Here is a 15,763-nt window from a genome sequence, read left to right on the forward strand (position 1 = left end):
TAAGATGGGCGCATCCACTCAACCGAAGCAGGAACATCCCATGCAGAACTTCACTCGTCGTTGGCTTGCCGCTTGTGCATTTTCCGGTGTGTTGGCCAGCACCGCAGCGATGGCCGACAACCACCCGACCATTCGGGCGATGTCTGGCGCGACACCGGTCGATCATTTGCCGGCCGGCAAATCGGCACTGCTGGTGATCGATTTCCAGAATGAATACTTCAGCGGCAGGATGCCGATCCCGGACGGTGCTGCCGCCCTGGCGAAAACCCGTGAACTGATCACCTTCGCCGACCGCCACAAAATCCCGGTTTATCACGTACAGCACGTCGCGCCGGCGGGTTCGGCGGTGTTCGCCATCGATGGCGAGACGGTAAAGTTCCACAAGGACATGCAGCCACGGGCCAGGGATGTGGTGCTGCAAAAGAGCACCGTCAGCGTGTTCGCCAGTACCGACCTTGACCAGCAGTTGAAAAAAGCCGGCATCCAGACGCTGATCATTTCCGGCCTGATGACCCACGCTTGTGTAGCGGGTGCGGCACGGGATGCCGCGCCATTGGGCTACAACGTGATCGTCGCCGCCGATGCCTCGGCGACCCGCGCCATCACCCGGATCAACGGCGTGTCCATCGACAAGGACTCCCTGCACAAGGCGGCACTGGCAGAAGTCGAAGACACCTTCGGCGACGTGCTCAGCACCGAGCAGATTGTGCAGTTGCCAGTGCGCTGACGGCGTTTGCCGTTCGGCAACTATGCTCCATGAACAAAGATGGCACTCGCGCGCGCCCCGGCGGACTAAGTTGCGGGGCGTGCGAGACGCCTGACTGACATGGATCGGACATGAACGAGAAAACCCTGCAATTCAAATCCCTCACCGTGTTGCTGTTATTGGTGACGGTCGCTTTCATCTGGATTCTGTTGCCCTTCTACGGCGCGGTGTTCTGGGCGGTGATCCTCGGCATACTGTTTGCGCCGATGCAACGCCGTTTGCAGCAGAAATTCGGCTGGCAACGCAACCTGACGTCTTTATGCACGCTGGGCATTTGCCTGATCATCGCGATTCTGCCGGTGATCATCCTCAGCGTGTTGTTGGTCCAGGAAGGCGCGACGCTGTACAACAACATCGAAAGTGGCCAACTGGACATCGGTGCCTATCTGGCACAGTTCAAACACAGCCTGCCGCCGTACTTTCAGCACTTGCTCGACCGCTTCGGCATGGGCGAACTCAACGGGCTGCGCGAGAAAATCGTCAAGGCGTCGATGCAGGGCAGCCAGGTGCTGGCCACTCAGGCGTTCAGTTTCGGCCAGGGCACGTTCGAGTTCGTGGTCAGCTTCGGCATCATGCTGTACCTGCTGTTTTTCTTTCTGCGCGATGGCGCCGAACTGGTGCGCAAGATCCGCACCGCCGTGCCGCTGGAGGAGCACCAGAAACGCCGCTTGCAGCTGAAATTCAATCGGGTGGTGCGCGCGACCGTGAAAGGCAACCTGGTGGTGGCGGTCACTCAGGGCGCATTGGGCGGGGCGATTTTCTGGTTTCTCGATATCCCCAGCGCGTTGCTGTGGGCGGTGTTGATGGGGTTTCTGTCGCTGCTGCCGGCAGTGGGGGCGGGGATCGTCTGGGCGCCGGTGGCGGTGTACTTCCTGCTCAGCGGGATGATCTGGCAGGGCGTGGTGCTGGGGTTGTTCGGGGTCTTCGTGATCGGCTTGGTCGACAACGTGCTACGGCCGATTCTGGTGGGCAAGGACACCCGCATGCCCGATTACATGATTCTGATCTCGACCCTTGGCGGCCTGGCGGTGTTCGGCCTCAACGGTTTCGTGATCGGGCCGCTGATCGCGGCGCTGTTCATGTCCAGCTGGGCGCTGTTCATCGAGACCAAACCGAAAGTCCAGTTGCCTTAAGCGTGGAACGGCGCGCTGACGATTTTCTGCGACAGGGCCTGCGCCGCCGGCAGCGACGTGAGCGGGCCACTGATCGGCTCGCCGTCGCGCACCAGATACCAGCAGGCGAGCAATCCCGTCGCTCTGAGGGAGGCGGGAACAGCGCTGCCGATAACGGACATGATTTGAACCTGAGCCATGAAAAGTACCTCCATCAATCTATGGAGCTACCTTATGGATTCGCTGCGCTCAGGGACAATCAACGCTTTCGATAGTCGTCATTGATAACAGTGAGGACTGTTTCAGTCGACAACCTGATCAAGCATGTGCACCACTTCGCGCTCATTGAGCAGGCCCTTGTGCACCAGATTCTCGGCCAATAGCGAAAGAAACTTGGCGCAGCGGTGGCCTTCCAGGTGCTTGAGTTCGGTCAGCGCGCTGTACACCTTGCTTGAGGTGCATAAGCCGACGATGCGGTGCGGGTTTTGAGTAGGCATACAGTCGTCCTTGTTGTTATCAACCTGTTGTTTACGGACGGATTCAGATTGCGGTTCCGTCATGACAAATAAATGACCGTTTTGCGATTTGCCCCCAACGGTCAAGTCCATCATGCCGACTTTAACGGTTCAAACTGTCCCGACAGCGACCTTTACAAGATTTTTTCAGACTTTGCCCGACCGACGGTCATAAAAAAGCCCCGCTATAAAGCGGGGCTTCGTATTGCTGTTACCAGCGACCACCGTAGTAGTGCGGGTGGCCGTAGTAACCGCGTGGTGGGCCGTAGTAAACCGGGCCCGGCACGTAAACCGGTTGTTGCACGTAAACCGGGGCTGGCTGGTAGTAGACCGGTGGCGGCGGCTGTTGCACATAAACCGGTGCCGGTTGAGCGTAAACAGGCTGTTGCACATAGACCGGCCGGTCCTGATTGATCAATGCCGAGCCGATGATGGCCGAGCCGACAATCGCACCAAATACTGCCGGACCCTGCCAGCCACCGCCGTGGGCTTCTGCCTGACCTGTGATAGCGAATGCACCAATCAACAAGGCCACGATGGGGAGTTTACGAATCATGATAATTCCTCGGTTCTTCGACCCGGCGTCCGGGCCTGCACCAGGCCCAAAGTTGTCGCGGGGATACTTCTATGACAGCGAAATTCTGAAAATCAGCACAGCCGCTGGGTAAATTTTGTGTAAGGTCTGTACCGGCTTCTTTACCGGTGGGTCAAAGGGGCACGCGGCCCGTTGCAGACAGGCGCTCATGATCGTTCAGAACCCGATGGAATGGCTAACTCCGTCCATCCGAAAGTCCGTTTGAAGGAGAAGTTTCATGCAGATGAATCCCAACAAAGACACCCAGCTGTGCATGTCCCTGTCCGGGCGCCCGGGGAATTTCGGTCTGCGCTTTCATAACCATCTGTATGAGCAGTTGGGCCTGAATTTCTATTACAAGGCGTTCAGCAGTCAGGACCTGTCGGGTGCCGTGGGCGGAATTCGCGCACTGGGGATTCGTGGCTGCGGCGTGTCGATGCCGTTCAAGGAAGCGTGCATCGCGCTGGTCGATGAACTGGATGCGTCGGCGGCGGCGATCCAGTCGATCAACACCATCGTCAACACCCAGGGCCACCTCAAGGCCTACAACACCGATTACATTGCCATCGCGCAGTTATTGGAAACCCACGCGGTGCCGCAAGGTACGACGTTCGCCCTGCGCGGCAGCGGCGGCATGGCCAAAGCGGTGGCCAGCGCCTTGCGCGATGGTGGCTACAAAAACGGTTTGATCGTGGCGCGCAATGAGCGCGCCGGCCGGGCACTGGCGGACTCGCTGGGTTATCGCTGGCAGGCGGAACTGGGCGAAGAACGTCCGCAAATGCTGATCAACGTCACACCGGTGGGCATGGACGGTGGGCCGGAGGCGGGGCAACTGGCGTTCGCGCCTGAAGTGATCAAGGCGGCTGACACCGTGTTTGATGTGGTGGCGATTCCGTCGGAAACGCCGCTGATCGTGCGTGGCCGGGCTGAGGGTAAAAAGGTCATTACCGGGTTGGAAGTGATTGCGATCCAGGCGCTGGAGCAATTCGTGTTGTACACGGGTGTGCGACCGACTGAAGAGCAGTTTGCGGCAGCGGTGGCGTTTGCACGTAGTTGATTGCGTGTATGCAGGACTGGCCTCATCGCGAGCTGGCTCACTCCTGCAATGAAATGCATGGCCCTGTGGGAGCGAGCCTGCTCGCGAAGGCAGCAACCCGGTCTCAGATCGGGTTACCTATACTGCGATATCAGCAAGCAAAGACTTGCCCCCTCATAAAAACCTGATCGAGGCTCCCCATGCATCCGCCCATCCTCAACCTGCACCAGGTCGAACTCGAACCTTTACCCGAAGCCCTCGCCCCCGAAGGCGAAACCGCGGCTCGTTACCAGCAACGCATGGCCCGCATCGGCCAGCAGTTGGGCGCGCAGAAACTGGGCTATCGGCTGTACGCACTTCCGCCGGGCATGCGCGGCAGTCCGTTTCACAGTCATCGGGTCAATGAAGAGATGTTCTATGTGGTGGCGGGCGCGGGCGAAGTGCGCCTGGGCTCCGAACGCTTCCCGATCCGCGAGGGCGATGTGATTGCCTGTCCGCCGGGCGGCCCCGAAATGGCGCATCAGATCATCAACACCAGTGACGCCGAGTTGCGTTATCTGGCGGTCAGTACCCAGCAACAGCCGGACATCTGTGAGTATCCGGACTCCAACAAATACGCGGTGATGGATAACTTCAAGGTCGATGCCCAGGGCAATGCGTCAGGCTTCGTCGCCGTGGCGCGGCTGGCGGATGGGGTGGATTACTGGGATGGCGAATAATCCGTAGATCCCATGCAGGCGTGAGCCTGCCCGCGATGGTGGCCTGTCAGGCAATGAATTTTTGAATGAGCCACCGCAATCGCGAGCAGGCTCACGCCTACAACGGATTGTGGTGCTATTCGAGGCGGGCCAGGCGCTCTTCCAGCGCGGCGATCCGTGCTTCCAGCTCCTCGATGCGCTCGACCGAAACACCGCCGCTCGCGCGTTCCCCGGGATTGTGCCGCGCCGCCAGAATCGCCTCGATGTCCGCCGGATCGCCCAGTGCGTGGGTGTAGCGGTCTTCACGCTGACCGGCCTGACGCGGGATCAACACCGCGAGCCCGCGCGCGATCAGGCGCTCAAGCTGATGCACCACTTGTTCGGCATCTTCGAAATCATGCATGCGCCCGCTGCGGGTCAGCAGTTCGTTGACCGTCTGCGGGCCGCGCAGAAACATCAGCCCGGTGAGAATCACCTGGGCCGGCACCAACTCCAGCGCCTTGTCGATCTTGTGCTCCCAGCGATCAGCGCGACTGCCCATGACAAGCTTGGTATAACCGTGACTCTCCAGCGCCCGCAGGCTCTGGCCGACCTGGCCCTGCGTCAGGTTCATCACCGGTTCGCGGCTGGTTTTCTGATTGCAGGCCAGCACCAGTGCGTTGAGGGTCAGCGGGTAGGTTTCCGGGCTGGTGGCCTGTTTTTCGATCAGCGAACCCAGAATGCGGATTTCCGTGGCGTTGAGCCGTGGTTCGTCGGTGATGGTTTCAAGTTCGGTGGTCATCGCGCGTTCCCTCTGCAGTCGAAGGCGCCTAGCCTAATCCTTGGCTAACAAAAGGCAAGCCGTGTGGTCATCAAGCATGGCTATAATCGCCTCCACGTTCCACCCAGCCCCCACACGAGACTGCCATGACCATTTCCCTGTACGCCGCATCCGTCCCGGTTTTTCAACAAATGCTCAACGCCCTGAGCGATGTCCTGAAAAAGGCTGAAGCCCACGCCACCGAGAAAAACATCGACCCGAACGCCTTCCTGCAAGCGCGCCTGTACCCGGACATGTTCCCGCTGGTGCGCCAGGTACAGATCGCCGTCGACTTCGCCAAGGGCGTTTCTTCGCGTCTGGCCGAAGTCGAGATCCCGAAATATGACGACACCGAAACCACCTTCGCCGAGCTGCAGGCGCTGATCGCCAAGGTCCTGGCCTACATCGGCGAGATCAAGCCCGAGCAGATCAACGGCAAGGAAGGCATCGAGATCGTTACCCGTCCGGGCACCCCGAAAGAAAAGCGCTTCAGCGGCCAGGCTTACCTGCTGAGCTACGGTCTGCCGCAGTTCTTCTTCCACGTCACCACCACTTACGCGCTGCTGCGTCACAACGGTGTTGAAGTGGGTAAACGCGATTTCATGGGCGCGTACTAAAACACCCGGCAACAAAAAAGCCCGCCAAGGTTTGCGCCTTGGCGGGCTTTTTCATTTCCCGTGCGGGACGGCGGTTATGCGGTGCGTTGGGCTTTCGCTTCTTCGCCCAGGCAAGCCGCAGCGGTAAACAGCACGTCGGTAGAGGAGTTCAGCGCGGTTTCAGCCGAATCCTGCAGCACACCAATGATGAAACCAACCGCCACCACCTGCATGGCGATTTCGCTCGGGATGCCGAACAGGCTGCACGCCAGCGGGATCAGCAGCAGCGAACCGCCGGCCACGCCCGAGGCGCCACAGGCGCAGATCGCGGCGACGAGGCTGAGCAGGATCGCGGTCGGAATGTCCACGGCAATGCCCAGTGTGTGTACGGCGGCCAGGGTCAGCACGGTGATGGTGATTGCCGCGCCGGCCATGTTGATGGTCGCGCCGAGCGGGATCGAGACCGAGTAGGTGTCTTCGTGCAGACCCAGACGCTTGCTCAGTTCCAGGTTGACCGGAATGTTCGCCGCCGAGCTGCGGGTGAAGAACGCGGTGATGCCACTCTCGCGCAGGCACTTGAGGGTCAGCGGGTAAGGGTTGCGGCGCAGTTTCCAGAACACGATCAGCGGGTTCATTACCAGCGCCACGAACAGCATGCAGCCCAGCAAAACCGCCAGCAGGTGCGCGTAACCGATCAGCGCGCCGAAGCCCGAGGTGGCGAGAGTCGAGGCCACCAGGCCGAAAATCCCCAGCGGAGCGAAGCGAATCACCACGCGTACGATCAGCGTCACACCGTTGGACAGGTCGCCGACCACTTCACGCGTGGTGACGCCGGCATGGCGAATGGCGACGCCCATGCCGATCGCCCAGGCCAGAATGCCGATGAAGTTGGCGTTCATCAGCGCGCTGACCGGGTTATCGACCACGCTCAGCAACAGGCTCTGCAGGACTTCAGCGATACCGCCCGGCGCCGTCACTGCCACGTTGTCGGTGGACAGCACCAGGTGAGAAGGGAATGCCATGCTGGCGACAACCGCGACCACGGCCGCCGCGAAGGTACCGAGCAGGTACAGGAACAGAATCGGCCGGATATGGGTTTCCTGACCGTGCTTGTGGTTGGCAATCGAGGCCATCACCAGCACAAACACCAGAATCGGTGCCACGGCTTTCAGCGCCGAGACAAACACTTTGCCGATGAACGCCGAGCCTTTCGCCGCTTCCGGGGCGAACAGCGCCAGTGCGATGCCGGCAATCAGGCCGATCAGGATCTGCGTGACCAGGCTGAGATTTTTCAGGCGTTGCAATAGAGAAGGGGATGAAGCGGTCATAACGGCATCTCTGGTTTTTTATAGGGTGCAAGGTTGCGTGCAGCCGGTGATACATCGGGGGCAGGTCACCGGCACGAACCGAAAGGGTTGGTGCGCTACCAACGGCATTAAACCGGTCGTTGATCTGGGTGTACGTTTTTCGGGGCGCGGACTTTATCACAGCGTAGGCGTTATCCCTCAGGCCTGTGACGATCTGCCACCCGATTGATCGGCAAGTCGGCAGGTTTGTGCAAGTCAGCGCTGAAACACTCTGTTAAGATTCGCCATCCTCATTTTAATAGTTGCCAGCGGGCCTTTCGGTCATCGCTGGTGTCGTCGTTTTGCTGGAGTTGCTCATGCTGTTGCCCATCCTTCTGTTGTCCGCTGCCGGATTCACGGTGCTGACCACGGAGTTCGTCATTGTCGGCCTGCTGCCGGCGATTGCCCGCGACCTGGCGGTGACCATCCCGCAAGCCGGTCTGCTGGTGACTCTATTCGCGTTCACGGTAGCGATGTTCGGTCCATTCTTGACTGCCTGTTTCGCCCGTTTCGAGCGGCGCAAACTGTTCATCACCATCCTGATCATGTTCGGCCTGGCCAACACCGTTGCGGCGCTGGCGCCGAACATCTGGGTGATGGCGATCGCCCGGTTGATCCCGGCGCTCGGCCTGCCGGTGTTCTGGGCGCTGGCCAGTGAAACGGCAGTGGACATCGTTGGTCCGGACTACGCCGGCCGCGCGATTGCCAAGATCGGCTTCGGTATTGTCTGCGCCACGGTGTTCGGCATCCCGGTGGGCACGTTGATTTCCGATGCGTTCGGCTGGCGCAGTGCGTTCGCGATTCTGGCGGTCATCGCCTTCGCCAAGGCCTTGCTGCTGTTTGTCTATCTGCCGAAAACCAGCCTGCATCAGCATCAGGTCAGCTTCGCCTCGCAGTTCAAGATCCTGCGCAGCCCACTGATGATTGGCCATGTGCTGTTGTCGATCCTGGTGTTCAGCGGCATGTTCACCGCGTACACCTATCTGGCCGACATCCTTGAGCGTCTGGCCGGGTTCAACGGCACCGTGGTCGGCTGGTGCCTGATGGGCTTTGGTGCGGTCGGGCTGATCGGCAACTCGCTGGGCGGCCGCGCGGTGGATCGTCATCCGCTGGGCGCTTCAGTGCTGTTCTGCGCGTTCATGATTGCCGGCATGGTGGCGCTGGTGCCGAACATTCACTCGACGTTGGGGCTGGCGGTTGCCATGGGCATCTGGGGCATCACCCAGGCCGCGCTGTTCCTGGTCAGCCATGTGCGTCTGATGAAAGCCGCACCCCAGGCACCGGCCTTTGCCGCCTCGCTGAACATCGCCGGGGCCAACCTCGGGATCGGCTTGGGTGCGATGATCGGTGGCCGGGTGATCGACAGTGCCGGTCTTGGGTTTCTCGGGTTCGCGGCGGCCGGGTTCATTCTGTTGTCGGTCTTCCTCGCCATGGTGCTGATGACGCTCAAGCCGCGCGAAGCCAGCGCCCAGGTGTCATAACGCAGTAAACAGTTCGCGTCGGGCACCTTCGGTAATCGCAACGATGCCGGGGTGCTTGACCTTGCGTTCCACCGAAATGGCATAGAACGACTCGGTCACCGCATCGGTCTGGCCAATCACCTCGACGCCGTACTGGCGTTTGACTTCGTCGGCAATCACGCTCGGGCCGATGAAAATCCCGCTGCCCGATTGGCCGAAGGCCTGCATCAGGGCGCTGTCATCGAATTCCCCAACGATTTGCGGCTGAATCTGCTGCTCGGCAAACCAGCGCTGCAAACGGCTGCGCACCACGGTTTCGGCGCCGGGAATCAACAACGGCGCGCCACTGAGACTGCGCGGGAAATCCTGTCCGTATTGCGCCGCCAACTGCGCGGTGGCGAAGAAACTGATCCCGCATTCCCCAAGCTTCTGGCTGTAGCCCTTGATGTCGAGGTGCGAGGGCATTGGGCTGTCGGAGATCACCAGATCCAGGCGCTGGATCGCCAGGTCCGCCAGCAGGCGTTCGAGTTTGTCTTCGCGACAGGTGATGCGCAGCGGCTCGTTGAGCTCCATGGTCGGCGCAATCAGGCGATAAACGATGGATTTGGGCACCACATCCGCCACCCCGACGCGGAACAGGATCTGCTGTTCGTTGGGCTGGGCACGCAGCATCAACTCCAGCTCGCCACCTAACTGGAACATCTGCTCGGCGTAGGGCAGGGCCTGGCGCCCGGCTTCGGTCAGTTCCAGTTGGCGGCCGACCCGTTGAAACAGTTCGATGCCATAAGTTTGTTCGAGCAGCGAAATCTGCCCGCTGATGGTCTGCGGCGTCAGGTTCAGCTGTTCGCAGGCGCGCACGATGCTGCCGGTCTTGGCGACCACCCAGAAGTAATGCAGTTGTCGGTAATTGAGCATCGCGCAATGGCCTCTGCGGGGAGAATGCTGGGTTCGTAAAAATCGAAGTATAGCCGCTAAAAATACGAATTTTCCTGAAGTGTTTGTCTCCCTAGAATGCCCAGCCATCGACGTGTGGTCTGTGACCCGGTCTGTTCATTCGAAGGAAGCCTCATGAAATACACAATTCCAGCACTGATGTTTACGTCTTTACTGCTTATGGCCGGTTGCGACCAGGCCGAGAAAAGCGCTCAGCAGTTGATGGGCAAGGCGGCGGAAAGCGCCAAGCAGGCGATCGACGATACGCACAAAGCCGCTGAACAAGCGCTCAGTGACGCCACCGGCGGCCTGATCGAGAAAAAAGAAGCACCGGAAAAAGACGCGGAAAAATCCGAATCTTCCTCCAAGACCATCTAAACCGTCTTACAAAGAGTCAGGACTGACCCATGGAATATCTGTTAGAACTCGCCGCCAGCCCCGCCGCCTGGGTTGCTTTGGCCACACTGGTGGTGATGGAAATCGTGCTCGGCATCGATAACCTGATCTTTATTTCGATCCTGACCAACAAGCTGCCCGTGCAGCATCGGCAGAAAGCCCGTCGTATCGGTATCGGCATGGCGCTGATCTTGCGTCTGGCCCTGTTGAGCACCATCGCCTTCATCGTCCAGTTGACCGAGCCTGTGCTCGACATCATGGGTCAGGCGTTCTCCTGGAAGGACATGATCCTGATCGCCGGTGGCCTGTTCCTGGTGTGGAAAGCCACGACCGAGATCCATCACAGCATGGACCCGGCGCCGCAAGACCCGAAAAGCGCAACATCGACCGTGACCCTCGGCTTTGCTGCCGCCATCGGTCAGATCCTGATGCTGGACATGGTGTTTTCCATCGACAGCATCATTACCGCGGTGGGCATGACTGAACACTTGCCGATCATGGTGATCGCAGTGGTGGTCTCGGTGATGGTGATGCTGTTCGCCGCTGAGCCACTGGCCAAGTTCATCAACGACAACCCGACAGTGGTGATGCTGGCCCTGGGCTTCCTGATCATGATCGGCATGACGCTGATCGCCGAAGGCTTTGGCGCTCATGTGCCGAAAGGTTATGTGTACGCGGCCATGGCCTTCTCGGCAGCGATTGAAGTGCTGAACATGATGTCGCGCCGGGCGAAGCAGAAGAAACTGGCTGAGCACGTGTAAACACCGTAAAGCCAAAAGCCCCTTGAACACCGGATGTTCAAGGGGCTTTTTTTATGGCGGGTGCATTTGAGGTTTCAGTGCGCGGTCGCGTGGCGGGCGTTGTGTTTTTGCGGTTTCTCGACCGCTGCAGGCGGCAGTGGGTGATGGTGGCGCCGGGCAATGCGCAGCACGCCCCAGAGCATGGCGGCGGCAACGGCCAGCCAGCCGGCTATCAACATTACGATGGTCATGGTCAGGCTCATCAGTGCCTCCTCTTTGCCCTGCGTCGGGCACACACTTTTTCAATTCGCTCTGTTTCAGTGACAGTCTAGTCAATGAGGTGTTTCAGACTATTGACCAAAGGTCGGTGATGACCAATCAGTTCGCTCTATGCAATCGATCGGTCTGCGGTTTAAGGCTATACCGCAGGCGTGCGCCGCCCTATGATCGCAGGCGTTGCCGGAACACGATGACCGGCGTCTGATCAGAGAGTGACGATGGTGCAGGTATTGACTCGATTGCGAGGGGCGTTGCTGGTGGCCGGTTGCATGGCCGTGTTGGCGGGGTGTGCGGGCAGTGTGGCGCCGCAGGTCAAGCGCTTGCCGGAGCGGGTCGAACTCAGCGGCACCTTCTATCGGGGTGAAGCCAACCAGAGTGGTCCGCAAGTGCTGGCCAGCCTGTTGTCGCAACAGGGCGTCATGATCACGCCCGGTCTGCTGGAGAAACCGCTGCATCTGCCAGGCGCGCAGGATCAGTTGCAGCAGAACCTGCAGAATCTTGCCCGCGAATACGGCATGGTGGTTTATCCGCTGGACAGCAACCTGCCGGCCTTGCTGACCCAGGTCGCGGCCGGTTATCCGGTGATGGTGCGTTTCAGCGAAGGCTCGGCGTTCTGGGCTGAACCGCGGTACGCAATTCTTTCCGGATATGACCGGCGCAAGCAGAAAGTGCTGTTGCGTGCTGGCATGAACCATCGTGAACTGATGAGCTTCAGCTCTTTTGAGTCGGCATTCGAAAAGTCGGGCGGCTGGGCCGTGCTGATCCAGAAACCCTCGCAGATTCCCGCCGAGGTCGACCGCCAGCGCTGGCTCAAGGCTGCTGACGAGTTGGCGCAGGCTGGTCAGGAGCGTGAAGCGGCGCAAGCCAAAAAGGCCTTGGCCGCACATTAAGTTCCGTTCGTCATCTGCCGGGCACCCTCACGTCCGGCAGACCTCTTATTGATAGAGCCCGAATGCGCGGGTGAATCAGGAGGCGAGCATGGCAGATTCCCCATCCCCGAAAGGCCCACACTCAAGCGAGCATTCCTCCGGTCATGAGCTGGGCTTCGATCCGGATTCGCCGGACCTCGACGATCCCCAGGTAGACCCGGTCGGCCCGGCCAAGGCACCGAAAGACGTGCAATCCGACGACGGCAGCAAGCGCCCGGCCAAACCGTATGACCCGTTAGCCGATCTGAAACCCTGAAGTGAGGTGCGTATGAGTACCGATTCCAGCTTCGACGATAAACATCCGGACAGTCTGCCGACCACGCCTGAAGAGGAGGTGGACCCGGTGCTGGACCCGGACAGCCCGCTGCGTGATCCGTTGGCTCGGCCTAATGTGCTGACGCCTGAGCATCATCGTGATCCGAGTGCCGGCGATGGCATTCCCGATGACGAGCAGATGCCGCTGCCCAATGACTGATGTGCAGGCAATAAAAAGCCCCGACATGTCGGGGCTTTTTATTGTTTCGCGAATTACTTGGAGGCTTCGACCACGCCGCTCTGGCGTCCCTTGAGGTTTTTCTCGGCCTTGTATTGCTGCGCTACTGCCGGGACGCTGGTGCTGCGTCCGGTTTCCATCCAGCTGCGGATGCGGCTCGCGTCGGCGAAATGGGTGTACTTGCCAAACGCATCGAGAATCACCAGCGCGACTGGGCGGTTGCCCATCCGGGTCACTAGCACCAGGCAATGACCGGCCGGGTTGGTGAAGCCGGTTTTAGTGATCTTGATGTCCCAGTCGGCCTTGTTCACCAGGTGATCGGTGTTGCGGAAACCCAGGGTGTAATTGGGTTTGCGGAACGACACGGTTTTTTCCTTGGTGGTGGTCAGCTCACTGAGGATAGGGTGCTTGCTCGCGGCCACCAGCAATTTGCTCAGGTCGCGGGCTGTAGAGACGTTGCGCTCGGACAGACCCGTTGGCTCAACGTAGTGCGTGTTGGTCATGCCCAGCGCCTTGGCCTTGGCGTTCATTGCTGCGATGAACGCGGCATAGCCACCCGGATAGTGGTGGGCCAGACTGGCGGCCGCGCGGTTTTCCGAGGACATCAGGGCGATCAGCAGCATCTCTCGGCGCGGCAGTTCGCTCTTCAGTTTGACTCGGGAGAACACACCTTTCATTTCCGGGGTGTGACTGATGTCGACGTCGATCCATTCGTCCATGTTCTGGTGCGCTTCAACCACGACCAGTCCAGTCATCAATTTGCTCACCGAGGCGATCGGCACGATCACGTCCGGGTTGCTCGAATAGATGACTTTATTGGTCTGCAAATCCATAAGCAGGGCGCTGCCGGAGGCGATCTTCAGTTGCGAGGCATCGCGAGGCGCGGCGGTGGTTTCAGCGGCGTTGACGGTTGGCGTGACGAATGTGCCTGAAACAGCAAAAACCAGGCTCAGGATCGAAAGACGAATTTTCACGCGGGCGAACTCATAAAGGTTGGATATTCCGTTAGTTTGTAACGGGTTATTTCTTAGAAACGGCGCATTTTAGGAGTATGGCTGAAGAACTGTCGATGGTTGTTTGAATGAGCTGAAAATCTCGTGAAAACGCCTGTAAAAAGAGGGGTTTCCGGCGAACGGTTAGTGTTTTTTCTCAGATACAAAAAACCCCGCACAAGGCGGGGTTCTTTTACTGCTGAAAATTTGCCTCAGGCGTGCAGGGTTTCTGCTGCGTAGAGGGTATTTTCCAGCAGGCAGGCACGGGTCATCGGGCCAACGCCGCCCGGAACCGGAGTGATCCAGCCGGCGCGAGGCAGGGCGGTTTCGTACACCACGTCACCGACCAGCTTGCCGTCGTCCTGACGGTTGATGCCGACGTCGATCACGATCGCGCCTTCCTTGATCCACTCGCCCTTGACCAGGCCCGGCTTGCCGGCGGCCACGACCACCAGATCAGCGCGGCCGACGTGGCCGGCCAGATCCTTGGTAAAACGGTGCGTGACGGTCACGGTGCAACCGGCCAGCAGCAGTTCCATCGCCATCGGGCGACCGACGATGTTGGACGCGCCAACCACCACCGCGTCCAGGCCGTAGAGGTCCACGCCCGTGCTTTCCAGCAAGGTCATGATGCCTTTCGGGGTGCAGGGGCGCAGCAGCGGGATACGCTGGGCCAGGCGACCGACGTTATAAGGATGGAAGCCGTCGACGTCTTTGTCCGGGCGGATGCGTTCCAGCAGTTTGGAGGCGTCCAGATGCTCGGGCAGCGGCAGTTGCAGCAGCACGCCGTCGATGGCCGGGTCGTCGTTGAGGCGATCGATCAGATCGGTCAGCGCTTCTTGAGTGGTTTCGCAAGGCAGGTCGTAGGCTTGAGAGAGGAAGCCAACCTCCTCACAGTCTTTACGCTTGTGCGAGACATAAACCTGAGAGGCAGGATCGCTGCCGACCAGGATCACCGCGAGGCCGGGAGTGCGCAGGCCTTGCTGGCGACGCTCGGCAACTCGTTTGGCGATCTGCTGGCGCAGGCTGGCGGCGATCGATTTGCCGTCGATTAGTTGTGCAGTCATTGCGCGTGATTAACCATCGAGAGGGGAAAAAAAGAGAACGCATTCTCGCATGTCAGGCGGTGAGGGCAAAGGCGCTTGGTCAGCAAATTCCCCTAACTCCTTTAATTAAATGAATTTTTTTCAAAAAGGATTTGACGACCTTGGGAGCGCTCTATACTATTCGTCGCACTTGTCGGGCACAGCCTAGCACTGGTTAAGAAGGTCGAGCGGAATTAACGTTCTGCAAGACTGGAAAGCATTTAGTTTGTAGTCCTTCAAGGGTACAGATTAATAAGGCGCCCGTAGCTCAGCTGGATAGAGCATCCGCCTTCTAAGCGGATGGTCGCAGGTTCGAGTCCTGCCGGGTGCGCCATTAGGCAGCTTTGGCACAAGTAACGCGATATGGTGGGCGTAGCTCAGTTGGTAGAGCACGGGATTGTGACTCCCGTTGTCGTGGGTTCGATCCCCATCGTCCACCCCATATTTCGAAAGGCGCCAGATGTAACAGTCTGGCGCCTTTGCTTTAAAGCTTCATCTGCGGATGTGGTGGAATTGGTAGACACACTGGATTTAGGTTCCAGCGCCGCGAGGCGTAAGAGTTCGAGTCTCTTCATCCGCACCAATTAAAGCTTCATTCATGCCGCAGGCCTGATGAAGTTCCGCAAGCAAGTCGAAAGGCTTTTTTGCAATGCAATATGGTGGGCGTAGCTCAGTTGGTAGAGCACGGGATTGTGACTCCCGTTGTCGTGGGTTCGATCCCCATCGTCCACCCCATATTTCGAAAGGCGCCAGATTTAACAGTCTGGCGCCTTTTTTGTTTTACGGCTTGTGGTTGGGTTGTGCAGGTTTCGGGCCGCAAGGGCAGGGCGTTTCGTCGTGTTCGTGGGCCTGGGATTATCGTGCCGACCGCCGGCCATGTTCACGGGATCGGCCGTCAGGGAGATGGCGCGCAATGCTTCTATATATAGAAGCGGTTGAAGCAGAGCCCTGGCGTGATGATCTTTATTCGTCTTCGGGGTGGGGTGCATTGATGCATTCACACCTATAAATGGC

General features: G+C 59.3%; 20 protein-coding genes and 4 tRNA genes. 15 read left to right on the plus strand and 9 right to left on the minus strand.

Going from position 1 to position 15,763, the window contains the following annotated elements:
* The first annotated feature begins 40 nt into the window (after nucleotides 1–40).
* A complete protein-coding gene (locus tag AC0J41_RS08315; protein WP_473015139.1) occupies nucleotides 41–727 on the plus strand; it encodes a cysteine hydrolase family protein in 687 nt (228 codons plus the stop codon).
* A 110-nt stretch (nucleotides 728–837) separates the two neighbouring features.
* Nucleotides 838–1,899: an AI-2E family transporter gene (locus AC0J41_RS08320; protein WP_473015140.1), complete on the plus strand. Its 1,062-nt coding sequence runs from the start codon at nucleotides 838–840 to the stop codon at nucleotides 1,897–1,899.
* On the opposite strand, the gene AC0J41_RS08325 is transcribed toward AC0J41_RS08320, so the two are convergent.
* The 3 genes from AC0J41_RS08325 to AC0J41_RS08335 all read right to left on the minus strand — a co-directional run bounded on the left by AC0J41_RS08325 (nucleotide 1,896) and on the right by AC0J41_RS08335 (nucleotide 2,949).
* Nucleotides 1,896–2,078 carry a hypothetical protein gene (locus AC0J41_RS08325; protein ID WP_025108896.1) on the minus strand — a complete coding sequence of 61 codons (183 nt, stop codon included), beginning with the start codon at nucleotides 2,076–2,078 and terminating at the stop codon, nucleotides 1,896–1,898. The two genes, AC0J41_RS08320 and AC0J41_RS08325, sit on opposite strands and share 4 nt — an antisense overlap.
* A 102-nt stretch (nucleotides 2,079–2,180) precedes the next feature.
* Nucleotides 2,181–2,375, minus strand: coding sequence for a hypothetical protein (locus AC0J41_RS08330; protein WP_025108897.1), 195 nt, complete (start codon nucleotides 2,373–2,375; stop codon nucleotides 2,181–2,183).
* A gap of 229 nt (nucleotides 2,376–2,604) precedes the next feature.
* A complete protein-coding gene (locus AC0J41_RS08335) occupies nucleotides 2,605–2,949 on the minus strand; it encodes a hypothetical protein (protein ID WP_025108898.1) in 345 nt (114 codons plus the stop codon).
* A 256-nt stretch (nucleotides 2,950–3,205) separates the two neighbouring features.
* Here AC0J41_RS08335 and AC0J41_RS08340 point away from each other — a divergent pair, with 256 nt between their 5' ends.
* Together AC0J41_RS08340 and AC0J41_RS08345 are read left to right on the plus strand one after the other, a co-directional pair.
* Entirely contained in the window at nucleotides 3,206–4,024 is an 819-nt protein-coding gene (locus tag AC0J41_RS08340) for a shikimate 5-dehydrogenase (protein WP_473015142.1), read from the plus strand.
* 179 nt (nucleotides 4,025–4,203) lie between these two features.
* Entirely contained in the window at nucleotides 4,204–4,722 is a 519-nt protein-coding gene (locus AC0J41_RS08345) for a cupin domain-containing protein (RefSeq protein WP_025108900.1), read from the plus strand.
* Between the two features lie 115 nt (nucleotides 4,723–4,837).
* On the opposite strand, the gene AC0J41_RS08350 is transcribed toward AC0J41_RS08345, so the two are convergent.
* Entirely contained in the window at nucleotides 4,838–5,482 is a 645-nt protein-coding gene (locus AC0J41_RS08350) for a YceH family protein (protein WP_025108901.1), read from the minus strand.
* A 125-nt stretch (nucleotides 5,483–5,607) separates the two neighbouring features.
* Here AC0J41_RS08350 and AC0J41_RS08355 point away from each other — a divergent pair, with 125 nt between their 5' ends.
* Nucleotides 5,608–6,117, plus strand: a complete 510-nt coding sequence (locus AC0J41_RS08355) for a DUF1993 domain-containing protein (RefSeq protein WP_025108902.1) — start codon at nucleotides 5,608–5,610, stop codon at nucleotides 6,115–6,117.
* 74 nt (nucleotides 6,118–6,191) lie between these two features.
* Here AC0J41_RS08355 and sstT read toward each other — a convergent pair whose 3' ends face one another.
* Complete coding sequence (sstT, locus tag AC0J41_RS08360) at nucleotides 6,192–7,424, minus strand: serine/threonine transporter SstT (protein WP_473015144.1); 1,233 nt, start codon at nucleotides 7,422–7,424, stop codon at nucleotides 6,192–6,194.
* A gap of 335 nt (nucleotides 7,425–7,759) precedes the next feature.
* On the opposite strand from sstT, the gene AC0J41_RS08365 reads away from it, so the two are divergent.
* Nucleotides 7,760–8,923 carry an MFS transporter gene (locus tag AC0J41_RS08365; RefSeq protein ID WP_473015146.1) on the plus strand — a complete coding sequence of 388 codons (1,164 nt, stop codon included), beginning with the start codon at nucleotides 7,760–7,762 and terminating at the stop codon, nucleotides 8,921–8,923.
* On the opposite strand, the gene nhaR is transcribed toward AC0J41_RS08365, so the two are convergent.
* Nucleotides 8,918–9,817 (minus strand): transcriptional activator NhaR, encoded by a 900-nt coding sequence (gene nhaR / locus AC0J41_RS08370; RefSeq protein ID WP_025108905.1) that lies wholly within the window; start codon nucleotides 9,815–9,817, stop codon nucleotides 8,918–8,920. The two genes, AC0J41_RS08365 and nhaR, sit on opposite strands and share 6 nt — an antisense overlap.
* 153 nt (nucleotides 9,818–9,970) lie before the next feature.
* On the opposite strand from nhaR, the gene AC0J41_RS08375 reads away from it, so the two are divergent.
* Both AC0J41_RS08375 and AC0J41_RS08380 read left to right on the plus strand, forming a co-directional pair.
* Nucleotides 9,971–10,213: a hypothetical protein gene (locus AC0J41_RS08375; protein WP_025108906.1), complete on the plus strand. Its 243-nt coding sequence runs from the start codon at nucleotides 9,971–9,973 to the stop codon at nucleotides 10,211–10,213.
* A 29-nt stretch (nucleotides 10,214–10,242) separates the two neighbouring features.
* Nucleotides 10,243–10,992, plus strand: coding sequence for a TerC family protein (locus tag AC0J41_RS08380; protein ID WP_473015147.1), 750 nt, complete (start codon nucleotides 10,243–10,245; stop codon nucleotides 10,990–10,992).
* A gap of 74 nt (nucleotides 10,993–11,066) precedes the next feature.
* Here the strand turns inward: AC0J41_RS08380 and AC0J41_RS08385 are convergent, their stop codons facing one another.
* On the minus strand, nucleotides 11,067–11,234 hold the full coding sequence (locus AC0J41_RS08385) for a hypothetical protein (RefSeq protein WP_473015149.1): 168 nt from the start codon (nucleotides 11,232–11,234) through the stop codon (nucleotides 11,067–11,069).
* A gap of 234 nt (nucleotides 11,235–11,468) precedes the next feature.
* Here AC0J41_RS08385 and AC0J41_RS08390 point away from each other — a divergent pair, with 234 nt between their 5' ends.
* The 3 genes from AC0J41_RS08390 to AC0J41_RS08400 all read left to right on the plus strand — a co-directional run bounded on the left by AC0J41_RS08390 (nucleotide 11,469) and on the right by AC0J41_RS08400 (nucleotide 12,654).
* Complete coding sequence (locus tag AC0J41_RS08390) at nucleotides 11,469–12,140, plus strand: hypothetical protein (protein WP_025108908.1); 672 nt, start codon at nucleotides 11,469–11,471, stop codon at nucleotides 12,138–12,140.
* Nucleotides 12,141–12,228: 88 nt separating this feature from the next.
* The gene (locus AC0J41_RS08395; RefSeq protein ID WP_473015150.1) at nucleotides 12,229–12,435 is read left to right on the plus strand and encodes a DUF6021 family protein; all 207 of its coding nucleotides are present in this window, start codon (nucleotides 12,229–12,231) and stop codon (nucleotides 12,433–12,435) included.
* Between the two features lie 12 nt (nucleotides 12,436–12,447).
* A complete protein-coding gene (locus AC0J41_RS08400) occupies nucleotides 12,448–12,654 on the plus strand; it encodes a hypothetical protein (protein WP_473015151.1) in 207 nt (68 codons plus the stop codon).
* A 53-nt stretch (nucleotides 12,655–12,707) separates the two neighbouring features.
* Here AC0J41_RS08400 and pbpG read toward each other — a convergent pair whose 3' ends face one another.
* Both pbpG and folD read right to left on the minus strand, forming a co-directional pair.
* Nucleotides 12,708–13,646, minus strand: coding sequence for a D-alanyl-D-alanine endopeptidase (pbpG, locus tag AC0J41_RS08405; protein ID WP_025108911.1), 939 nt, complete (start codon nucleotides 13,644–13,646; stop codon nucleotides 12,708–12,710).
* Between the two features lie 230 nt (nucleotides 13,647–13,876).
* Nucleotides 13,877–14,731, minus strand: a complete 855-nt coding sequence (folD, locus tag AC0J41_RS08410) for a bifunctional methylenetetrahydrofolate dehydrogenase/methenyltetrahydrofolate cyclohydrolase FolD (RefSeq protein ID WP_025108912.1) — start codon at nucleotides 14,729–14,731, stop codon at nucleotides 13,877–13,879.
* Nucleotides 14,732–15,006: 275 nt separating this feature from the next.
* On the opposite strand from folD, the gene AC0J41_RS08415 reads away from it, so the two are divergent.
* The 4 genes from AC0J41_RS08415 (at nucleotide 15,007) to AC0J41_RS08430 (ending at nucleotide 15,484) form a co-directional block, all read left to right on the plus strand.
* Nucleotides 15,007–15,083, plus strand: a tRNA-Arg gene (locus tag AC0J41_RS08415).
* A 32-nt stretch (nucleotides 15,084–15,115) separates the two neighbouring features.
* A tRNA-His gene (locus tag AC0J41_RS08420) sits at nucleotides 15,116–15,191 on the plus strand.
* A 56-nt stretch (nucleotides 15,192–15,247) separates the two neighbouring features.
* Nucleotides 15,248–15,332, plus strand: a tRNA-Leu gene (locus AC0J41_RS08425).
* A gap of 76 nt (nucleotides 15,333–15,408) precedes the next feature.
* A tRNA-His gene (locus AC0J41_RS08430) sits at nucleotides 15,409–15,484 on the plus strand.
* Nucleotides 15,485–15,763: the final 279 nt, after the last annotated feature.

It is taken from the genome of Pseudomonas sp. Arb-4-2C (genome assembly GCF_055755015.1).